Genomic DNA, 22,326 nt, shown 5'->3' with positions numbered 1-22,326 from the left:
CCAGCAGGCGTTCGGATTTCCGAACGCCATCCCCCTATCGTTCCCGCAGCGCCTCTTTTGCCTTGTTCAGCGGTTTTAACAGATAATCCAGAATGGTTTTGCTGCCGGTTTTAATATCAACGGTAACAATCATGCCCGGAAAGACCGGAAATTCCTGACCTTGCTTATTGGTCAGATGGTTACTGTCGGTACGAATATAGACGCGATAGTAGTACACATCCCTTTTCACCTCATCCTGCAGGGTGTCCGGCGAAATCATGGTCACTTCCCCTTCCAGCCCGCCGTAAATCGAGTAGTCATAGGCCGTAATTTTCACCAGCGCTTTCTGGCCAGGATGAATAAACGCCACATCGCGCGGCGAAATTTTCGCTTCGACCACCATCTGATCGTCAAGCGGGACCAGGCTCATCAGCTTGCCGTTTGGCGGGATAACGCCGCCCACGGTCGTGACGTCAATATCCTTCACGATCCCGCGAACCGGGGCATTGAAGGTCAGCCGGGTCAGGGAGTCCTCACGCCCTTTCATCACCGAACGCTGGGCTTCAATCTCCGCATTGGCTTTCGCCAGCTCCTCACGGGCGCGAACGTAATACTGGTTTTTCATCTCGGTAATTTTGTTCTCAAGCTCATTTTTTTGACGCTCAAGACGTAACACCTCAACCTTGCTGGCCGCCCCCTGGGTCACCAGCGGACGGGTCAACGACAGCTCGCGCTGCACCAGCTCGGCGCCCTGGCGCAACCCGGCCAGCCCCTTTTCGAGGCTCTCACGACGGGACTGGTAGAGCGCCGTTTCCTGTTTAACCAGCTCAACGTCGTCATCCAGTTCATCCGGAAACGCGAGTTCCGTGTCGTTCACCTCGGCCTTCAGGCGCGCAGCCGTTGCCAGCGCCGCATTCAGACGAGACTCGCTCTCCAGCACGCTGGACTCGGTTTTTGTCCGGTCAAGCTGCGCGAGCTGCTGGCCGCGTTCCACAATGTCACCTTCGCGCACCATCAGGCTGTGGATAATGCCGCCTTCCAGGGACTGAATGACCTGCTCATGAGAAGACGGTATGACCTTGCCGCTTCCGGTCGTCACTTCATCAAGATGGAACAGGCTCGCCCAGGCGATAAACACCGCCAGCAGGGCGAACAGCGACCATGCTACCAGTGACGAGCGCGGCAGGCGTGGCTCCTTCAGTCGGCTATTGAAACGAGAGAAATCATTCATGCCGCGCCCTCCTCGGCAACCGCCGCCGGCTTCATGGTCACGGTACGCTGCGCGGCTTTCTGCGGCGCCATACCGTGCTGATGCAGGATCGCATCGCGCGGGCCGTCCATCACCACCTTGCCGTTTTCCAGCACAATGATGCGGTCGACCAAATCCAGAATCGGCAGGCGATGCGTCGCCACCACCAGCGTCCGGCGTTTACCCAGCCATTTGTGAAGATGCTGTATAAACTGCTTCTCGCTCATTTCGTCCAGCCAGGCGGTAGGCTCGTCCAGCAACAGGATATTCGGAGAGGTGATCAGCGCGCGCGCCAGCAGCAGCGCCTGACGCTGGCCGCCAGAGAGGCCAGCCCCGCCTTCGTTGATGATGTAATTCAGCCCCATTTTCTGCTTGCGCACAAACTCCAGCGCGCCGCTGTTGACCAGCGCCTGATGAATCTCGTCGTCGGTGGCTAACGGGTTCCCCATCAGGATGTTGTCCCGCACGGAGCCAAAGAACAGCCGGGCCTGCTGGCTGAGCAGTTGCATGTCGCGACGCACGTCGGCCGGGTCCAGATGATTGAGGGCGATATCGTCGAGCAGGATGCTGCCCTGCTGCGGCTCCTGCATGCCCGCCAGAAGCTGTAACAGCGTGCTTTTACCGGAGCCATTACGCCCAAGCACCGCCACGCGCTCTCCGGCGCGGATCTGCAGCTTGCTGATGTTGAGCACGGTGAGTTTCTCTTCCTCGTCGTAATAAAACCCGACGTCCTCAAGCGCATAGTCGCCGCGCAGGTGGGCTTTGTGCACCTTCTTGCCGTGCTGCGGATCGTCAATCGGGCGCTGCATCAGGTCGTCCAGCCCCTTGCGGGCCACTTTTGCCGACTGCCAGCGCGAGAGCACGCCTGAGATCTGCGACAGCGGCGCGATGGTGCGCGACGCCAGAATCGAGGTCCCCACCAGCGCACCGGTGGTCATGTCGCCGCTGATGACCAGGTAACAGCCCACCAGCAGTACCACGGCGTAGACGATTGACTGTACTTCCTGCGTCCAGGTGAGCAGCAGGCCCGTCAGCCAGCGCTGCTTCATGCCGACGCTGGCGGCAACGTCGTTGGTATTATTCCACTGGTTCTGGAAACGCTGTTCGGCGCGCATCAGCTTGATGTCTTCAAGGCCCTGCACCGCTTCCACCAGCGTGGCGTTACGAATGGCGGATTCACGCATCCCTTCGCTGGAAAGTTTCCCCAGCGGGCGCTGCACCAGCAGGCCGGGAATGAGCAGCAGCGGCACGGCGAGCAGGACCACCAGCACCAGCGGGCCGCCAATCATCCACAGAATAAAGACAAACAGCAGGAAGAACGGCAGATCGGAGATGGCCGCAATGGTGGTCGAGGTGATCAGCTCGCGCACCGACTCCAGCTCGCGGATCTGGGCGATAAACGATCCGGTTGATTTGGACCGCGCGCCGTTTTTAATCCGCAGCGCGTGGGCAAACACGCGTTCAGAGATACGCAGGTCGGCGCGTTTCCCCACCACGTCAGAAATATGCACGCGCAGCATGCGCATGATGAATTCGAACACGATGGCGATCATCACGCCGCCAAACAGCACCCACAGCGTGGCTTCCGACTGGGACGGCACCACCCTGTCGTACACCTGCATGGAGAAGACCATGCCTGAAAGCGCCAGCACGTTGGCCACCAGCGCCACCAGCATAATGTCGCTGTAGCGTCGCCAGTCCTTCAGCGCCAGCTGCCAGAACCAGTTTTTCTCATAGGGTTTGATGTAGTCGTCCACGCGGGCATCCGGCGTGGATTCGAGCGGGCGCAACACCATCAGCCCCTTTAACCGAGCCCCGAGTTCGTCACACGTCAGCGTCGTCTCCAGCCCCGCGTCGCCGCTAAACTGCAGGCTCACGTTGCCTTCGCTGTCCATGCGGTTAATGACCGCGATTTGTCCGCCGGTGAATTCCGCCAGCAGCGGCAGGCGCCACGGATCGAGGGATACAGCTTCAGCCGCCACCATACGCATCCCCAGCCCAAGCTGGCGCGCCATCTCCTCCAGCACCAGTTGACGCGGAGACTGGCTTTCATGGTTAATCGTGACCCGAACATGCTCCGCTGAAAAATCCAGCCGGTAGTGTTTCGCGATGATAAGCATGCCCTGCAGCCAGGGTTCGTACTGTGGATGTGTCTTCATAATCTCCGGGTTAACGCAATTCGTGTAAAAGAAACGCCAAAAGGCCGCGGGGATCGCTCCCCGCGGCGTTGGTTTACGCAATTAACAGCTGATGGTTCGCCAGCAGCGTCGCCAGATCCGTCTGCACGCCGTTCAGGGTCACCAGAGTGGTCGGCGAGAACTGACCGCCTGTACCGTCCAGGTCGACCTGGATCTCGGTATTGCTGCCGTTCTGCACCACGCGGATGTAATCGCTGATATTCCCCGCGCTGCTGTCCAGCGTGGCCACGCCGTTCACATAGCTCGCCGAGCCGGTGCCGGTATAGCCGCTGTCGGAGAGCAGATCGCGCAGGTCAATGCGGTCCGTGTCCGCGGTCCCTTCCCAGGTGCCGACCGTAAAGCCGTTCACCACGTCGTGACCGTTACCGCCCGTTGCGTCAGACGCGTTGATCAGCTTGTAGAGCAACGTATCGTGACCGCCGCTGCCAATGTTGAAGGTGTCGTTCCCGCCGCGGCCTTCGAACTGGTTATCACCGCTGTTGCCGGTAATGACGTCATCGAAGTTCGAGCCGTTAATTCCCTCAATGTTGAGCAGTCGTGACGTACCGAACCCGGTGTCCTGCGCGGTAGAAAGGCGCAAATCAACGGTTACGCCGGAGGTCGCATTGCGGTAATCCACCACGTCCATCCCACCGGTGTTGCTCCAGGTGTCGTGGTCGGAATGGGTATTCCAGCCGCCGGAACCGTTGTAGGTATAGGTGCCATCCTCTGCGATAAAGGTGTCGTTATACCCGGTCCCGGTGAGGGTCCCGCTGTGGACGCCAGTGGCTGCTTCGGCCGTCAGGACGTAGCCCTCTTTGCCGTTGCCCGCTTCCAGACCGCTCCAGGTGACGTTATCCGACACGCCGTTGGTGATCTTCAGGATCTCGGCCGAATAGGTTTCATTCGGATCCAGCCCGTAGAAGCTCACCAGCGCAGAGGTATCGTTCGAACCGATACCGGACTGGGCGTTGATGATCTGCGAAGCCACCAGCACGCCCGCGGCGTTGTACAGATTGACCGTGTTACCGTAGTAGGCGTTGATGCCCTCGCTGTCGACAATGTGCAGGTGCATCGCGGTGCCGTCAGCAATGGTTTTGCTGTTTTGCACCAGCACCACCTTGCCGTTCTGCTGAGACACCAGCAGATCCTGCGCGCCGTCCCAGTTGTAGTCCACTGCCGCCACGCCGGTCGCGTAGGCAATACCTGACGCCAGCTGGCTTGAGGTCCAGGTGGAGCCGTAACCGTTGTTGGTGAACAGGGTCGCCGTCTGTGAACCGCCGTAGGTGCTGAGCTTGACGACGTCCATCTGCCCGTCGCCGTTCCAGTCCACTGCCACCGACAGATAGCCCGCGGTGGCGTTAGAGGCTTCCACCGCGCTCTTAGTGGCAGAGAGCTTCCCGGTACCGTCGTTGTAGTAAATTACCCCGCCGTTGTTGTTGTAGCTGCTGCCCAGGTACAGATCCATGTAGCCATCGCCGTTGAAGTCCGCCCACGTCATGGACGCTGCCGTGGTGGTATTCGAGGCGTTTGCCACAAACACGTTCGTCAGGTTCTGACCGATAGAGAGCGTGCCGTTACCGTTGTTGTTGATCACGGTTAACGAGTACGCGCCGCTGCGGTTGGTGTGCTGGACAATGTCTACCGTGCCGTCGTTGTTCAGGTCGACGCCGGAGATTTCGCGTCCGGAATCGAACTGACCGTAGAAACCACCTTCGCCACCGGTGCCGTCCGGCGACAGAACGCCGTTGTTGTTCACCAGGTAAGTCAGTGAGTCCATGCCGGCATCGCCGTACGCCAGATCCAGATAGCCATCGCCGGTTTTATCGTACGCAATCACGCCGCCGTACCAGATGGTGGTCCCCATCGCCAGCTGGCTGGCGTTATAGGTGCTGCCATCATAGGTCCACATCACCTGCGTAGAGCCGGAGTAGGTATTTTCCGTCGCGAAAATATCCTGCGTGCCGTTACGGTCAAAGTCGGCGGCGGTCTGGCTCACCACGTAGTAGCCGCGGGTGTTGGTCAGCGTATTTCCGGCATAGGTCGAGCTATCGCTGCTGGAGTAAGACTGGCCGTTAGCAATGATATTCCACAGACCGCTGCTGTTCATGCCGAGGGTCATGGTGGAGTTGTTGCTGTTCCCCGCCGTGGTTGCCCAGTCGGTATTCACCGAGGTGGTATCAATCACCAGGCTGCCGGTCGCCGTACCGGTGGTATTACCATTACCCGCGCTGCTCTTCACCTGCGCCGTCACGCTGTAGCTCGACACGCTCAGCGCATCGCTGTCCGGGATCTGCAGATACCAGGTGTTGTGATCCGGGTCGACCACCACCGCGCCGCCGGTCTGGGAGGTGTAGGTTTTTCCGTTCACCGTTACCACCAGGTATTCACCGTTCACCAGGTCAGCGGAGACGGTACCAGTGACGATCGGCGTGGTGTCCGACGTGGTCTGCGCGGTAATCGCCGCCGTGGTAGTCGGGATGCTAGTATCAACGTTCAGTACAAAGCCGTCGGATTCCGTGTAGTTACCGGCCTTATCGGTGACGCGCACAATGTAGGTGTGGTTGCCGTCGCTCAGGCCGTTGTCCTGGAAGGACCAGCTTGCGCTGCCGTTCATGGTCACCTGGCCGAGCAGGACCCCGTCACGGTAGAGCTGCACAATTTCACCGTCGTCCGGGGCGCGGTTAAGCGTACCGTTGATCAGCGGCGAGTTATCGTCCGTTGCCACCGCACTGCCAAAGGTCCCCTGACGCTCGCCTTCACCGTCGGTATAGCTCACTACCGTGCCTACGGTGGTTGGCGGCGTGGTGTCCACCGTCACCACCTGAGAGGCGGTGGAGCCCACGTTGCCCGCCTGGTCGATAATCCGCACCTGGTAGGTGTAGTCTCCGTCAGGCAGATCGCGGGTATCGGTGTAGCTCCAGCGCTGGTTGGTGACCGTGGTATCGAGCCAGGTATTTCCGCCATCCAGGCTTATCTGTACGCGCTCGTCGCTTGCCAGCGCGCTGCCCAGCGAACCGTTAATGGTCAGCGTGGTGTCCATGGTGATGAAATCACTCCCGGACTGGCCGGTATCTTCGCTGATGCTGTCGATGGTGACGCCGTACTGCGGCGACTGGGTATCCACCGTCACCGCCTGCGCGGTGGTGGCCCCGACGTTCCCCGCCTGGTCAACGACCCGCACCTGATAGTTATGGCTGCCGTCGGTCAGGGTACGGGTGTCGCTGTAGCTCCACTGCGTACCGCTTACGGTGGCGTAAACCCAGGTGCTGCCCCCGTCCATGCTCACCTGTACGAATTCACCCGCGCCGAGTTCTGCGCCGAGCGTTCCGTGCAGCGTGTACGAGGTCGAACTGGTCAGGAAGTCGTTATTGTCGAAGCCGGTATCCACGGTGATGTTATCCACGGTCACCGTAATCGCCGCATCCGGGGCGACCGTATCGACGGTCACCTGCTGATGGGCGCTGGCGCCCACGTTGCCCGCCGCGTCCACCACGCGAACGTAGTAGTCATAGGTCTGGTTACCCAGCGTGCGGCCGTCCACGTAGTACCAGCTGTTGCCGGTGACGATCACGTTCTGCCAGGTGACGCCGCCATCGATGCTGATCTGGGCATACTCGCCGTCGGCCAGCGTCGCGCCGAGCGAGCCATGCAGCGTCAGGGACGTATCGTTGGTGATAAAGTCGCTGCTGCTCAGGCCGGTATCGTCGCTGATGCTGTCGATGGCGATAGTTTTACCGGCGTCCGGCGCAACCGTATCAATGGTCACCACCTGGCTGGCGGTGGCGCTGATATTGCCCGCGTCGTCAATCACGCGCAGCTGGTAGTTGTAATCCCCGTCGGCCAGCGTGCGGCCATCGACGTACGTCCAGCTCAGGCCGCTGACGCTGACGTCGATCCAGGTAACGCCGCCGTCGAGGCTGATCTGCGCGTGGTCGCCGCTGCCCAGCGCCGCGCCGAGCGTCCCTTTCAGGCTGATCTGGTTGTCGCTGGTGATAAAGTCGCTGCCGGACAGGCCGGTATCCTGGGTGATGGAATCGACCGTAATGGTGCTTGCCGCTGGCTTCGTCAGGTCAATCACCACGTCCTGGCTGTCCGTCGCACCCACGTTGCCCGCGTTATCGATCACGCGCACCTGGTACTGGTAGGTACCGTCCGTCAGGGTGCGGCCATCGGTGTAGCGCCAGGTGGTGCCGGTCACGGTCAGGTCAATCCAGGTGGTGCCGCCGTCGAGGCTGATCTGCGCCTTCTCGTTATTGCCGAGCTGCGCGCTCAGGGAGCCGTTGACCACGACCTGAGCGTCGTTGGTGATGAAATCACTCGCGCTCAGGCCTGTGTCATTTTGCAGCGAATCAACGCTAATCCCCATCGACGGCGCGGTGAGATCCACGGTGACGCTGTGGTTATCGCTGCCGCTGTTGCCGATGGTGTTGCTGACCTGGGCGTTAATCACGTACGAACCGCCGTCGGCCAGCGCGGTCACGTCTGCGCTGCCCACCGTGTAGCTCCAGGTACCGTCATTCTGAACGGTCGCCGTGTAGGTTTTACCGTTCAGCGTAATGGTCACCGTCTGGCCCGCCGGGGCGTCGGTGGTGCCGCTGACGACTAGCGGCGTGCCGTGCTCGGCGGCGTTGACGATATCGTCCTGCGCAAAGGTGTTAATGGTGATGGTTGGGACATCGCCGTTCAGCGTCACGTCGTGCGTTGCGCTGCCCGGGTTGCCCGCCCTGTCGTTCACCGAAGCGGTGATGGTGTAATCCCCGTCGCTCAGGCCGAGGAAATCACGGCCCGGCACGAAGACCGACCACGATCCGTCCGCCCCGACGGTCGCCTGATAGCTGTGCCCGTTGAAGGAGACGGTCACCGTCTGGCCCTGTTCCGCCGTGGTGGTGCCGCTGATGGTCTGGCCCGCCAGCTGCTCCGCGTTGTTGACGATATCGTCATCGGCCACGGTGCTGATGGTCACGGTTGGCGCGACGGTATCGACCGTTAAGGTGTGCGTGGTCTGGCCGTTATTACCCGCTTTGTCGTTCACCGAGGCGGTCACCGTCAACGCACCCTGGCTCAGCGCGGCCAGATCGGCTGCCGGAACATCCAGCGTCCACGTCCCGTCGTTCGCGACGGTGGCGGTGTAGGTTTTGCCGCCCAGCGTCACGGTGACGGTCTGACCGGCCTCCGCGCTGGAAGATCCGTGCACGGTCAGCGGCTGCTGCGCTTCAAGCGCGTTCAGCATGTCGTCAACCGACAGCGTCGCAATGCTCACGACCGGCGCAGTGGTATCCACGCTGATGCCGTGCGTTGCCGACGCGCTGTTGCCCGCGCTGTCCTGCGCCGACACGGACACCTGATAGCTCGCGCCATCGGCCAGGGCACCCACGTCGGCGGCCGGTACGGTGGTCGTCCAGCTGCCGTCGCTCTGGATGGTGGCCGTATAGCTCTTGCCGTTCAGCATCACGGTGACCTGCGTCCCGCTGGCGAGCTGGGCGCTGGAGCCGTTAATCACCAGGGCCGAACCGGCTTCTGCCGCGTTGATGACGTCGTCACCGCTAACGGTGTTCACCGTCAGCACCACGGAGGCGGTGTTCACCACCACATCGTGGGTCTGGGTGCTGCTGTTGCCCGCGCTGTCGGTAATCGTCGCGCTGAGGGTCACGGTGCCGTCGTTCAGCGCGGAAATCACGCTGGCCGGAACGCCCACGCTCCAGTTACCGCTGGCGTCAACGGTGGTGGTGTACTGGTTAGAACCGATGGTGATGACCAGCTTATCGCCGACGCTCGCGCCGGTTGCCGTGCCGCTGACAATCTGCGCCTGCCCGTGCTCCACGCTGTTAATGACGTTATCGCCCGCCACGACGTTAAAGCTGACGGTCGGTGGCGTGGTATCAAGCGTAATCGCTTTGCCCGCGCTGCCCGGGTTACCCGCAGCGTCGCTCACGCTGACCTGCACGGTGTAGCCGTTATCCGCCAGTGCGGACAGGTCTGTGCCCGGCACGTTCACGCTCCAGATGCCGCCCTGCTGCACCTGCGCGGTATAGCTCTTGCCGCCCAGCGTCACGGTGACCGTCTGCCCGATTTCCGCCGTGGTGGTGCCGGAGATGGCCACGCCCGCAGCCGCTTCGCTGCCGTTAATCACGTTATCGCCAGCGACCGTATCGATGGTCACGGCTGGCGCGGTGGCGTCCACGCTGTACTCCCGGCCCGCAGAGGCGCTGTTTCCGTGCGCGTTGGTGACGCTCACCTGCACGCTGGCATCGCCGTCCTTCAGGCCCGCGAGATCGGCGGAAGGCACGGTGGTCGTCCATTTGCCGTCGGCGTCCACCGTCGCGGTGTAGCTCTTGCCGCCGAAGGTGATGGTGACGGTCTGGTTTTCCTCCACGTTCGAGGTGCTGCCGGACAGCACCAGATCCGCGCCTTTCTCCGCCGCGTTAATCACGTCGTCGGTGGCAATCGCATCGATGCTGACGGCAACGGCAGACAGATCGACGGTGACATCGTGGCTGATGGTCACCGGGTTGCCCGCCGCGCTCTGGCCAGCAACGGTCACGGTGACCGTGCCCGCAGCCAGGGCCCCGACGTCTGCCGCCGGGATCGCCGCGCTCCAGGTGCCGTCTGCCAGCACGGAGGCCGCATAGGTTTTGCCATTGACGGTCACGGTGAGCGTGGTGCCTGCCGCCAGCCCGTCGCTGGAGCCGGTGACAATCAGGTTTTGAGTATGTTCGATGCTGTTGATCACATCGTCGCCCGCCACGGTATCAATGCGCAGACCCGGCAGGCTGGCGTCTATAACGATTTCGCGCTCGCCCGCGCCGGTGTTGCCGTGGCCGTTGGTGACGGTCGCCGACACGGTCAAGTCGCCGTTGCCCAGCGCGGTCAGGACGGATTCTGGCACGCTCACGGACCAGGTCAGATCGTTCTGCACCGTTGCGGTGTAGCTGTTGCCACCGATAGTCACGGTTACCGTGTTGCCCGCTTCCGCATTCGCTACCTTTCCGCTGATGGTCTGGCCTGCGGCCACTTCCGCCGCATTGATGATGTTATCGCCCGCCACGATATTGATGGTGACGGTCGGCAGTGCGGTGTCCACCAGCAGGTTCGCGGTGTTACTGACGCTATTGCCCACGCCGTTGGTGGCGGCGGCGCTAAGGGTGTAATTCGCTTCGCCCAGACCCGCCAGATCCGCTGCCGGAACGGTCAGGCTCCAGGTGCCGTCTGCGGCCGTCGTGGCCGCGTAGTTTTTACCGTTGAGGGTCACGGTCACCACGGTGCCTTCCGACAGGTTGGCGCTGGTGCCGCTGACGCTCAGATCCTGACCTTTCTCTACCGCGTTCAGCACGTTATCGCCGCTGATGGCGTTGAACGCCACGGACGGCAGGCCGGTATCGACGGTCACGTCATGGCTGCCGGCACCGGTGTTGCCCGCCGCGTCGGTGACTGACGCAGTGACGGTTACGGTGCCGTCCTGCAGAGCAGAAATCACGCTCGCCGGGACGCCCACGCTCCAGTTACCCGCCGCGTCCAGCACGGTGGTGTAGGTCTGGCCGCCAATCGTGACGGTGACCTTATCGCCCGCAGCCGCGCCGGTGGCGGTGCCGCTGATGATTTGCGCCTGAGCGTGCTCTGCGATGTTAATCACATCGTCGCCCGCCACGGTGTTGATGGTCACCACAGGAACGGTCACGTCGACTGTCAGAGTGTGATCAACCGACGCCGGGTTGCCCGCCTTGTCGCTGACGCTTGCCGTCACGGTCACGCTGCCGTCGCCGAGCGCGGCCAGATCCGCCGCCGGAACGCTCAGCGTCCAGCTGCCGTCCGCGCCTGCGGTTGCGGTGTAGTCTTTGCCGTTCAGCGTCACGGTCACGGTCTGGCCCGCTTCGGCGGTGGTGGTGCCGGACACGGTCAGATCGGCCTGAACTTCTGCGGCATTCAGAATATCGTCGGTCGCCAGGGTATTAATGGTCACGGACGGCGCGGTCGCATCCACGCTGTACTCGCGGCCCGCCGAGGCGCTGTTGCCGTTCACGTTGGTGACGCTCACCTGCACGCTAGCGTCGCCATCCTTGAGGTGTACCAGATCCGCAGACGGTAGGGTGTAGGTCCAGTTACCGCTGTCGTCTACTGTCGCGCTATAGATTTTTCCGTTCAGGCTGATGGTCACGGTCTGCCCGGCTTCCACGTGGGTGGTCGCACCGGACAGCACCAGATCCGCGCCCTTCTCCGCCGCGTTAATCACGTCGTCGGTAGCGATGGAATTGATGCTGATGGCAACGGTCGCCAGATCTACCGTCACGTCGTGGCTGATGGTAATCGGGTTGCCCGCAGAGCTGTCGCCGGTAACGCTGATTTTGACGGTGCCTTCCGGCCACGCGCTCACGTCGGTGGACGGGATCGCCGCGCTCCAGGTGCCGTCCGCCAGTACGGTCGCCGCATAGGTTTTGCCGTTGACGGTGACGGTCAGCGCCGTGCCCGGCGCCAGCCCGTCGCTGGAGCCGGTGACAATCAGGTTCTGCGCGTGCTCAATGCTGTTGACGACATTGTCGCCCGCCACGGTATCCACGCGCAGGCCCGGCAGGTTAGCGTCGATAGCGATCTCGCGCTCGCCGGTGCCGGTATTGCCGTGGCCGTTGGTGACGCTCGCCGTCACGCTCAGGCTGCCGTTGCCCAGCGCGGTCAGCACGTCAGACGGCACGTTCACGGACCAGGTCAGATCGTTCTGCACCGTTGCGGTGTAGCTGTTGCCGCCAAGGGTGACGGTAACGGTATTGCCCGCTTCGGCATTCGCCACGGTGCCGCTCAGGGTCTGGCCTGCCGCCACTTCCGCCGCATTGATGACGTTATCGCCCGCCACGGTATTGATGGTGACGGTCGGCAGCGCAGTGTCCACCAGCAGGTTCGCGGTGTTGCTCACGCTGTTGCCCACGCCGTTGGTGGCGGTCGCATTCAGGGTGTAATTAGCCTGACCGAGACCGGCCAGATCCGCTGCCGGAACCGTCAGGCTCCAGGTGCCGTCTGCCGCAGTTGTGGCCGTGTAGTTTTTACCGTTGAGGGTCACGGTCACCACGGTGCCTTCCGCGAGGTTAGCGCTGGTGCCGCTGACGCTCAGATCCTGGCCTTTTTCAACGGCGTTCAGGACGTTGTCATCGCTGATGGCGTTGAAGGCCACCGATGGCAGACCGGTATCGACGGTCACGTTATGCGTGCCGGTGCCGGTGTTGCCCGCCGCGTCGGTGACTGACGCAGTGACGGTTACGGTGCCGTCGCTGAGGCCCGAAATCACGCTCGCCGGTACGCCCACGCTCCAGTTCCCCGCCGCGTCCAGCACGGTGGTGTAGGTCTGCCCGCCAATCGTGACGGTGACCTTATCGCCCGCTGCCGCGCCTGTGGCGGTGCCGCTGATGATTTGCGCCTGGCCGTGTTCTGCAATGTTAATGACGTCGTCGCCCGCCACGGTGTTGATGGTCACCGCAGGCGCGGTGATATCTACCGCCAGGTTGTGGTCCACGGACGCCGGGTTACCCGCTTTATCGCTTACCGATGCGGTGACGGTCACGCTGCCGTCGGTTAATCCAGCCAGATCGGCGGCCGGGACGTTCAGCGTCCAGCTGCCGTCTGCGCTGACGGTTGTGGTGTAGTCTTTGCCGTTCAGCGATACGGTGACCGTCTGGCCCGCTTCGGCGGTGGTGGTGCCGGATACGGTCAGATCCGACTGCGCTTCAGCGGCGTTCAGAATATCGTCGTTCGCCAGGGTATTGATGGTCACGGACGGTGCGGTCTCATCCACGCTGTACTCGCGGCCCGCCGAGGCGCTGTTGCCGTTCACGTTAGTGACGCTCACCTGCACGCTGGCGTCGCCGTCTTTGAGATCCGTCAGATCGGCCGCTGGCACCGTGGCGGTCCATTTGCCGTTGGCGTCCACCGTCGCGGTGTAGCTCTTGCCGCCGAAGGTGATGGTGACGGTCTGGTTTTCCTCAACGTTCGAGGTAGTGCCGGAGAGCACCAGATCCGCGCCCTTCTCGGCCGTGTTAATCACGTCATCGGTGGCAACGGCGTCGATGCTGATGGCAACGTTCGCCAGATCCACCGTCACATCGTGGCTGATGGAAACCGGGTTACCGGCGCTGCTCTGGCCAGCAACGGTTACTGAAACCGTGCCTGCGGCCAGCGCACCCACGTCCGCCGCAGGGATCGCCGCGCTCCAGGTGCCGTCCGCCAGCACGGTCGCCGGATAGGCTTTGCCGTTGACGGTCACGGTCAGCGCCGCGCCCGCCGCCAGCCCGTCGCTGGTGCCGGTGATAATCAGGTTTTGAGTACGTTCGATGCTGTTGATCACGTCGTCACCCGCCACGGTATCCACGCGCAGGCCCGGCAGGTTAGCGTCTATAACGATTTCGCGCTCGCCCGTTCCGCTATTGCCCACGCCGTTCGTGACGCTGGCTGACACGGTCAAATTACCGTTGCCCAGCGCGGTCAGCACGGATTCCGGCACGTTAACGGACCAGGTGAGATCGCTCTGCACCGTTGCGGTGTAGCTGTTACCGCCAATCGTCACGGTCACGGTGTTGCCCGCTTCGGCATTCACCACCTTACCGCTGATGGTCTGGCCGGCTGCCAGCTCCGCCGCGTTAATGACGTCGTCACCTGCAATGATGTTGACGATCACGCCCGGCAGAACGGATTCCACGTTCACGGTGTGCGACGTGCTGGTATTGTTGCCGACGCTGTCCGTTGCCGATGCGGTAACGGTGTACAACGCTTCACCCAGCTGGCTCACCTGATCCGCCGGAACGGTAGTCGTCCATTTCCCGTTATCGTCCACCTGCGCGCTGTACGCTTTGCCGTTCAGCATCACGGTTACTACCGCGCCTGCCGCCAGGCCGGAAGCCGTACCGGAGATCGTCAGATCCTGGGTTTTCTCTGCATTGTTGATCACATCGTCGCCGGAAACGGTGTCGATGGTCAGCACCGGGGCGGTCAGATTGACGTTGACCTCATGCGTGGCGCTGTTGCTGTTGCCCGCTTTATCGGTCAGCGCCGCGGTGATGGTGTAATCCCCGGCGGCCAGCGCGGTGACGTCCGCCGCAGGCACGCCCACGCTCCAGTTGCCTGAGGCGTCCAGGGTGGCGGTGTAGGATTTGTTGTTGATGGTAACGGTGACCACGTCGCCCGCCGCCGCGCCGGTCACGGAGCCCGTGACAATCAATGCCTGCGCATGCTCGGCGCTGTTGATCACGTCGTCGTCGGAAACGGTGTTAATGGTCAGCTGCGGGACGGTGGTATCGACCAGCACGTCGCGATCCGCTGAGGCCGGGTTGCCCGCCTTATCAGACACGGCGGCGCTGATGGTGTAGTTGCCGTCGGTAATACCGCTCAGATCCGCAGACGGCACGGTCACGCTCCAGCTGCCGTTCGCCTGTACGGTGGTGGTGTAATCCACGCCGTTCAGCGTTACGGTGACGGTCTGGCCCGCTTCGGCGTTGGTCACGCCGTTAACGACCAGATCCTGCTGCGCTTCGGCCGCATTGATGATGTTGTTGTCGCTGACAATTTCAATAGACACCGTCGGCGCGGTGGCGTCCACGCTGTACTCGCGGCCTGCCGACGCGCTGTTGCCGTTCACGTTGGTGACGCTCACCTGCACGCTGGCATCGCCGTCCTTCAGGCTGCCCAAATCGGCGGACGGTACGGTCGCCGTCCAGTTGCCGCTGGCATCCACCGTCGCGGTGTACGACTTGCCGCCGAAGGTGATGGTAACGGTCTGGTTTTCTTCCACGTTGGTGGTCGAGCCGGACAGCACCAGGTCCGCGCCTTTCTCAGCCGCGTTGATTACGTCGTCCGAGGCAATCGGGTTAATGCTGATGGCGACCGCCGCCAGATCCACCTTCACGTCATGGCTGATGGAAACCGGATTGCCCGCCGCGCTCTGGCCGTCCACGGTCACGGTGACCGTGCCCGCATTCAGCGCGCTGACGTCTGCCGCCGGAATGGCCGCCGTCCAGGTGCCGTCCGCCAGCACGGTTGCGGCGTAGGTTTTGCCGTTGACGGTCACCGTTAACGCCGCGCCCGTTGCCAGGCCCTCGCTGGAGCCGGTGATAATCAGGTTCTGCGCGTGCTCAATGCTGTTGATCACATCGTCGCCCGCCACGGTATCGACGCGCAGGCCCGGCAGGTTGGCGTCAATGGTGATGTCGCGCTCGCCGGTTCCGGTGTTGCCGTGGCCGTTGGTGACGCTGGCTGACACGGTCAGATCGCCGTTACCGATGGCGGTTAAGACCGTGGACGGCACGTTGACCGACCAGCTCAGATCGTCCTGAACTGTCGCGGTATAGGTATTGCCGCCGACTGAAATAGTGACAGCGTCACCGCTCGCCGCGCCGCTCACTTTGCCGCTCAGGGTCTGCCCGCTAGCCACTTCCGCTGCGTTAATGACATCGTCCGTGGCGACAGGGTTGATGGTGACCTGCGGCAGCGCGCTGTCGACCAGCACGCTGTGGCCGGTGCTCGCGCTGTTGCCTGCGGCGTCGGTTACGCTCGCCGTCACGACGTAGCTCGCTTCGCCAAGCGCAGAAACGTCTGCCGCCGGAACGGTGATGCTCCAGCTGCCGCTGGCGTCGGTGGTGGCCGTATAGCTGATTCCGTTCAGGGTCACCGTAATGGTAGTTCCGTCCGGCTGGTTGCTGATGCCGGACACCAGCAGATCCTGGCCTTTCTCGGTCGCGTTGATCACGTCGTCAGCCGCCAGGGTATTGATGGCAACCACCGGCGCGGTGAGGGAGACGTCAAACTCGTGCGTCGCGGTGGTGCTGTTACCGGCTTTATCGGTGAGAGTCGCAGAGATTGTCTGGTCGCCGTTTGCCAGCGCGCCCACGTCCGTCGCCGGAACGCCCACGCTCCAGCTGCCGGACGCATCCAGCATGGCGGTGTAGTCTTTCCCGTTCAGGGTCACGGTAATCACGTCGCCCGCCTGCGCGCCCGTCACCTTGCCGGAGACGATCAGCGCCTGGCCGTGCTCGGCAATATTGATGACGTCGTCGCCCGCAACGATGTTGAATGAAATCTGCGGTACGGTGGTGTCGACCAGCACCGAGGAGCCCGCGCTGGCCGGGTTGCCTGCCTTATCGGACACGGTCGCCGTTACCGCCGCACTGCCGTCGGTGATGCCAGCCATATCCGCCGCCGGAACGTCGAGCGTCCAGCTGCCGTCCGCCTGCACCTGCGCGGTGTACTGATTGCCGTTGAAGGTCACGGTGACCGTCTGGCCTGCTTCGGCAGTAGAGGTGCCGCTCAGGGTCAGATCCTGCGCCGCCTCCGCCGCGTTCAGCATATTGTCACTGCTGATGGTGTTGATGGTCACCGTCGGCGCGGTGGTATCGACGCTGAATTCCTGCGCCGAAGACGCCGCGTTGCCGTTCACGTTGCTGACGTTTACCTGCACGCTTGCGTCGCCGTCTTTCAGGCCGCTCAGATCGGCTGCCGGAACGGTCCAGGTCCAGTCGCCGTTGGCATCCACCGTGGTGGTATAGGTTTTACCCGCGACGGTGATGGTCACGGTCTGACCCGCTTCAACGTTGGAGGTGGTGCCGGAAAGCACCAGGTCCTGGCCTTTTTCCGCCGCGTTGAGCACGTTATCGTCGGTCACGCTGCTGATGGTGATGGCGACAGGCGCGAGATCGACGTCCACGACGGTGCCGATGGTCACCGGGTTGCCGGAGGCATCCTGCGCGCTGGCGCTGATGGTGAGCGAACCGTCCGCCCACTGGGACACATCGGCCGCCGGTACCGCCGCCTGCCAGGTGCCATCCGCCAGCACCGTTGCCGAATAGGCTTTGCCGTTGATGGTCACGGTCACGGTGCTGCCCGCCGCCAGATCGGTGCTGGTACCGGACACAATCAGGTTCTGAGCGTGTTCGATCGCGTTGATGACGTCGTCACCTGCGACGGTATCAATACGCAGTCCCGGGAGCTGGGCGTCGATGCTGAAGTCGAGAGAAGAAGAGCCGGTATTGCCGTGCGCGTTGGTCACGCTGGCGGATACGGTGAGGTCGCCGTTGCCTAGCGCGGAAAGCTGGCTCTCGCTTAACGGCAGGCTCCAGGTCAGATCGTCCTGCACGGTAGCGGTGTATGTCTGGCCGCCAAGGATGATAGTGACAGTGTCACCTGACGCCGCGTTCGTCACCTTACCGGTCAGGGTTTGCCCTGCCGCCACTTCCGCTGCGTTAACGATATTGTCGCCCGCCAGCGTGCCGATCGTCACCACCGGCAGCGAGCTGTCCACCAGCACATCGTGTGAGGTTGAGGCGCTGTTGCCTACGTTATCCGTGACGCTCGCCGTCACGGTGTAATGGGCTTCACCCAGCGCGCTTACGGCCGAGGCCGGTACGGTCACGCTCCAGCTGCCGCTGGCGTCTGTCGTGGCGGTGTAGTTGATGCCGTTCAGGTTAACGGTGACGCGTGTTCCTTCCGGCTGGTTGCTGGTGCCGGAGAGCAGCAGATCTTCGCCCTTCTCTGCCGCATTGATCACGTCGTCCGCCGCCAGCGTGTTAATACCGATAACAGGCGTCACGGTATTCACCACCACATCCAGCGAACTGCTTCCGGTGTTGCCGGATCGGTCGGTCACGGAGACGTCGATGGTCCAGGTGCCGTCTGCCAGACCCTGCACGACGGATGCGGGCAGGCCGAGGCTCCAGTTGCCCGATGCATCCACCACCGTGGTGTAATCGACGCTGTTAATGGTAATGGTCACAAGGTCGCCCGCTGCCGCACCAGTGACGGAGCCGCTCAGGATCTGCGCCTGTGAATGAGCGAGCTGGTTAATGGTATTGGTGTCGGTGACAAAGTCGTTAATGGTCACCTGGGGTACGGTCGCGTCCACCAGACCCACGCGATCGGCGCTGCTGGCGTTGCCCGCCACGTCGCTGACGGTTGCGGTCACGGTAACGATGCCATCCGTCAGGGCACCGACGTCTGCCGCCGGGACGCTCAGCTGCCAGGTACCGTCCGTCTGGACCGTGGTCTGATACGTTTTGCCGTTCAGCGTCACGGTGACCGTCTGGCCGGGTTCCGCACTGCTGCTGCCGCTTAACAGTAAATCCTGCTGCGCTTCAGCCGCATTGATGATGTTGTCGGCGGTCAGGTTATCGAGCGTAATCGCCGGTGGCTGCGTATCCACCGTGACCACCCGCGACGCGTCGGCACTGTTGCCGCTGACGTTAGTGACGCTTACGCTCACCTGCGCACGCCCGTCGATCAGGGTTTCCATGGCGCTGGCGGGTACGGTCAGGCTCCAGGAACCATCCTGCTGCACCTGCGCGGTGAAGGTCTGGTCAGCGAATTTCACCACCACGGTCTGCCCCGCTTCCACGCCCTGCGTCTGGCCGGAAAGGGTTAAATCACTGCCTTTTTCTGCCGCATTCAGCAGGTCGTCGCCGGAGACGGTATCAATGGTGACCGCCACGGCGTTCAGATCGAGTTCAATCGGGTGTTCAGCCGCTACGGTATTGCCCCAGGCATCTTCAGCGCTGACGCTAACCGTCATGCCGCCCGCCGTCCAGGCCTGCAGGTCCGCTGCCGGAACGCCGATCTGCCAGTTGCCGCTGGCGTTAACCGCGGTGACGTACTCAACGTTGTTGATGGTGACGATAATCTGCGTACCCGCGGCCAGATGGCTACTGGAGCCGGTGACGCTCAAATCCTGCTGCTGTTCGATCGCGTTGATCACGTCATCGCCGGAAATGGTGTTCACGCGCAGACCCGGCAGCTCCGCGTTGATATTGATGTCACGCTCGCCGGTGCCGGTATTGCCGTGCCCGTTGGTGACGGAGGCGGTGAAGGTTAAATCCCCGTCGCCGAACGCCTGAAGATCCGCTGACGGGATTTTCACGCTCCAGGTCAGGTCGCTGCCAACCGTTGCGGTGTAGCTCTTGCCGCCTGCGGTGATAGAGACGGTATCGCCCGCCGCCGCGCCGGTAACGCGACCGCTGAGGGTTTGATCGACGCCCGCTTCGGCGTTATTGACCAGGTTGTCGCCCGCAAACGTATTGATAATGACCTGCGGAAGGACGGTATCCACCAGCAGATTCGCTTCGGCAGAACCGCTGTTACCCACGCTGTCGGTACCGCTGACGCTAACGGTGTAAAGCGTGTTCGCCAGATTCAGGACGTCGGAAACCGGCACCTGGACCGCCCAGATACCGTTTTCGACGGTGGCCTGATAGTTGACGTTGTTCAGCGTCACGGTGACGGCGGTGCCGTCCGGCAGGTTGCTGGTGCCGGTCAGGCTCAGCGGCTGCATCGCCTCCTGGGCATTCAGGACGTTATCCTGGCTGATGGCGTCAATCGTAAATTCTGGCGGGTGTCCGCTCAGCGTAATGCCGTGCGTGGCGCTGCCGGTATTGCCTGCCGCGTCAGTGACGGAAACCGAAAGCGTGTGGTTGCCTTCACCCAGCGCACCCAGCACGGACGCCGGAACGCCGACGCTCCAGCTGCCGTCCGCCAGAACCACGCCGGTGAAGGTCTGGCCGCCAAGGGTTACGGTGACCACATCGCCCGCGGCGGCACCGCTCGCCTGGCCGGAAATAATGTGCGCCTGGCCCTGCTCGCTGATATTGAGGATATCGTCGCCCGCCACGGTATGGATGGTGACGACCGGCGCGGCGGTATCCACCGTGAAATCTGCCGTCACGGAAGCGCCGTTGCCCGCTTTGTCGCTCACGTTAACCGTCAGGGTGTGATTGCCCTCATTGAGCACCTGCACGTCGCTCGCGGCAAGCGTGACGGACCAGGTGCCGTCGCTGCCCACCGTGGCGTTATAGTTTTTACCGTTCAGGGTGACCGTGACGATCTGACCGGCTTCAGCATTCGTTTTACCGGTCAGGATCAGCGGCTGATTGTGCTCAGCCGCATTAATGATGTTGTCCTGTGCGAGAGTATCGACAGCTTGAAATGTCGCGTCAGGATCTGCAGACGGTGATTGTGAATCGCGGTGCGCTGGAAGCGGATGTAGAAAACGCCAAAGTGGCGCTGGAGCTGGCGCAGATCGACCTGCAAAACACGCGCATTGTGGCCCCGCGCGACGGCCAGCTCGGCCAGATTGCCGTTCGTCTCGGGGCGTATGTCACCGCCGGGACCCATCTCACCACCCTTGTGCCGCCTCAGCACTGGGTCATCGCCAATATTAAAGAGACCCAGCTCGCGGAGCTGCGCGTCGGTCAGCCGGTGAAATTCACCGTCGATGCCCTCAATAACAAAGCGTATCAGGGCCGCGTGGAGAGCATCTCTCCGGCGACCGGCGTTGAATTCAGCGCCATCACGCCGGATAACGCCACCGGGAACTTTGTCAAAATCGCCCAGCGCATTCCGGTGCGCATCGAGGTGCTCGGCAAGCCAGAGGCGTCCGCGCTGCTGCGTCCGGGCATGTCGGTGCAGGTGACCATTGATACGCGGGAGGAGAAGCAATGATCCTTCGCCCGATAGCCGCGCTGGTGTTGGCGGTAACGCTGGCCGGATGCCAGTCCGTCGATGTCAAACCGGCGCAGCCGACGCTGCAAATCCCCACGCAGTGGCGCAGCGTCTCAGGCCCTGCCAGCCCGACGGAGCAGCTCTGGTGGCGCAATTTTCATGACAACAATCTGAACCGCTACGTGGACCAGGCACTTAAGAATAACAGCGACGTGCTGATCGCCCGCGAACGAATTAACGAATATCAGGCAAGGGTCTTTGCTGCTGACGGCAGCCTGTTTCCTTCGCTTGACGCGGGCGTAACGGGGACGCGCGCCCGTTCGCAATCCGCCGCGACCGGGCTGCCGGTCTACGGCACGCTGTACAGAGGTAGCCTGACGGCGAGCTATGACGTTGATATCTGGGGCGTCAACCGCAGCACGGCCAATGCCGCCGAAGCCTCGCTGGAGGCGCAAAAAGCCGCCGCTGCCGCCGCGGATTTGACCATCGCGTCTTCCGTTGCATCCGGGTATGTCACCCTGCTCTCTCTTGACGAACAACTGCGGGTGACCGAATCCACGCTGAAATCACGCGAAGAGGCATTTAACCTCGCGAAACGTCAGTTTGAGACGGGCTACAGCTCGCGTCTGGAGCTGATGCAGTCGGATTCCGAACTGCGCTCGACGCGAGCGCAGGTTCCCGTGCTGCAGCATCAGATTGCGCAGCAGGAGAACGCCCTGAGCCTGCTGCTGGGAAGCAATCCCGGCGCGGTAGCGCGCAGCGAAAGCTTTGAGACGCTGACGCCGCTGAAGCTGCCGTCACAGCTGCCTTCTACGCTCCTGAACCGTCGACCGGATATCGTTCAGGCCGAACGACAGCTGGTGGCGGCTGACGCCTCGCTTGCCGCGTCGCGCGCGAGCCTGCTGCCATCGATCAACCTGACCGCGACCGGATCGGTACAGGATCGCACCCTTTCAGGCCTGCTGGACAACCCGCTTCAGCTCTGGAGCGTCGGGGGCAGTATTCTCGCCCCGCTGCTGAACCGCCAGGCGCTGAATGCGCAGGTAGACATTTCCCAGTCCCAGCGGAACCAGGCGCTGTACGCCTATGAAAAAATCGTGCGTAACGCGTTTGCCGAAGTGAACAACAGCCTTGATGCTATTACGCGCTATCAGGAACAGCTGACGGAGCTGCTTGCTCAGCAGGATGTGGCGCAGGAGACGCTGCGCATTGCGCAGAATCGCAATCGCAACGGCTACTCCTCCTATCTGGACGTGCTGGACGCACAGCGTACGCTGTACTCAGTTCAGACCAGCGTGGTGCAGGTGAAAAATAACCTGCTGCTGGCGCAGATCGATTTGTACAGAGCGCTGGGCGGCGGCTGGGTCAGTGCCTGAAAACCTGCCCGGTGGCGCCGCGCTTACCGGGCCTACATTTCGCCCCGTAGGCCGGGTAAGCGAAGCGCCACCCGGCAATCCCTCTCAAGGA

The 22,326-nt window shown here is 62.4% G+C and carries 3 protein-coding genes and 2 pseudogenes; 2 read left to right on the top strand and 3 right to left on the bottom strand.

The window, feature by feature from the left end; translation table 11 throughout:
• Window positions 1-34: 34 nt before the first annotated feature.
• From V1566_RS14195 to V1566_RS14185, 3 genes and pseudogenes are all read right to left on the bottom strand, one after another.
• A complete protein-coding gene (locus V1566_RS14195) occupies window positions 35-1,210 on the bottom strand; it encodes an HlyD family type I secretion periplasmic adaptor subunit (protein ID WP_395303707.1) in 1,176 nt (391 codons plus the stop codon).
• Window positions 1,207-3,387, bottom strand: a complete 2,181-nt coding sequence (locus V1566_RS14190; RefSeq protein ID WP_395303706.1) for a type I secretion system permease/ATPase — start codon at window positions 3,385-3,387, stop codon at window positions 1,207-1,209. Before V1566_RS14190 ends, V1566_RS14195 begins: the two co-directional genes overlap by 4 nt.
• Before the next feature lie 73 nt (window positions 3,388-3,460).
• Window positions 3,461-20,341, bottom strand: a pseudogene (locus V1566_RS14185) (Ig-like domain-containing protein); the annotation flags it as partial.
• Here V1566_RS14185 and V1566_RS14180 point away from each other — a divergent pair.
• Both V1566_RS14180 and V1566_RS14175 read left to right on the top strand, forming a co-directional pair.
• A pseudogene (locus V1566_RS14180) lies at window positions 20,338-20,859 on the top strand (HlyD family secretion protein); the annotation flags it as partial. The pseudogenes V1566_RS14185 and V1566_RS14180 sit on opposite strands and share 4 nt — an antisense overlap.
• On the top strand, window positions 20,856-22,235 hold the full coding sequence (locus V1566_RS14175; RefSeq protein WP_395303705.1) for an efflux transporter outer membrane subunit: 1,380 nt from the start codon (window positions 20,856-20,858) through the stop codon (window positions 22,233-22,235). The pseudogene V1566_RS14180 and the gene V1566_RS14175, both read left to right, overlap by 4 nt.
• The last annotated feature ends 91 nt before the right edge of the window (window positions 22,236-22,326 follow it).

The organism is Enterobacter sp. ECC-019, from assembly GCF_043974075.1.
GTDB lineage: Bacteria > Pseudomonadota > Gammaproteobacteria > Enterobacterales > Enterobacteriaceae > Enterobacter > Enterobacter asburiae_D.
This window is presented reverse-complemented; position numbering and strand designations above follow the sequence as displayed.

Coding starts and splice junctions, on each gene's coding strand:
- V1566_RS14195 (WP_395303707.1), bottom strand. CDS start 1,210: ATGAATGATTTCTCTCGTTTCAATAGCCGACTGAAGGAGCCACGCCTG.
- V1566_RS14190 (WP_395303706.1), bottom strand. CDS start 3,387: ATGAAGACACATCCACAGTACGAACCCTGGCTGCAGGGCATGCTTATC.
- V1566_RS14175 (WP_395303705.1), top strand. CDS start 20,856: ATGATCCTTCGCCCGATAGCCGCGCTGGTGTTGGCGGTAACGCTGGCC.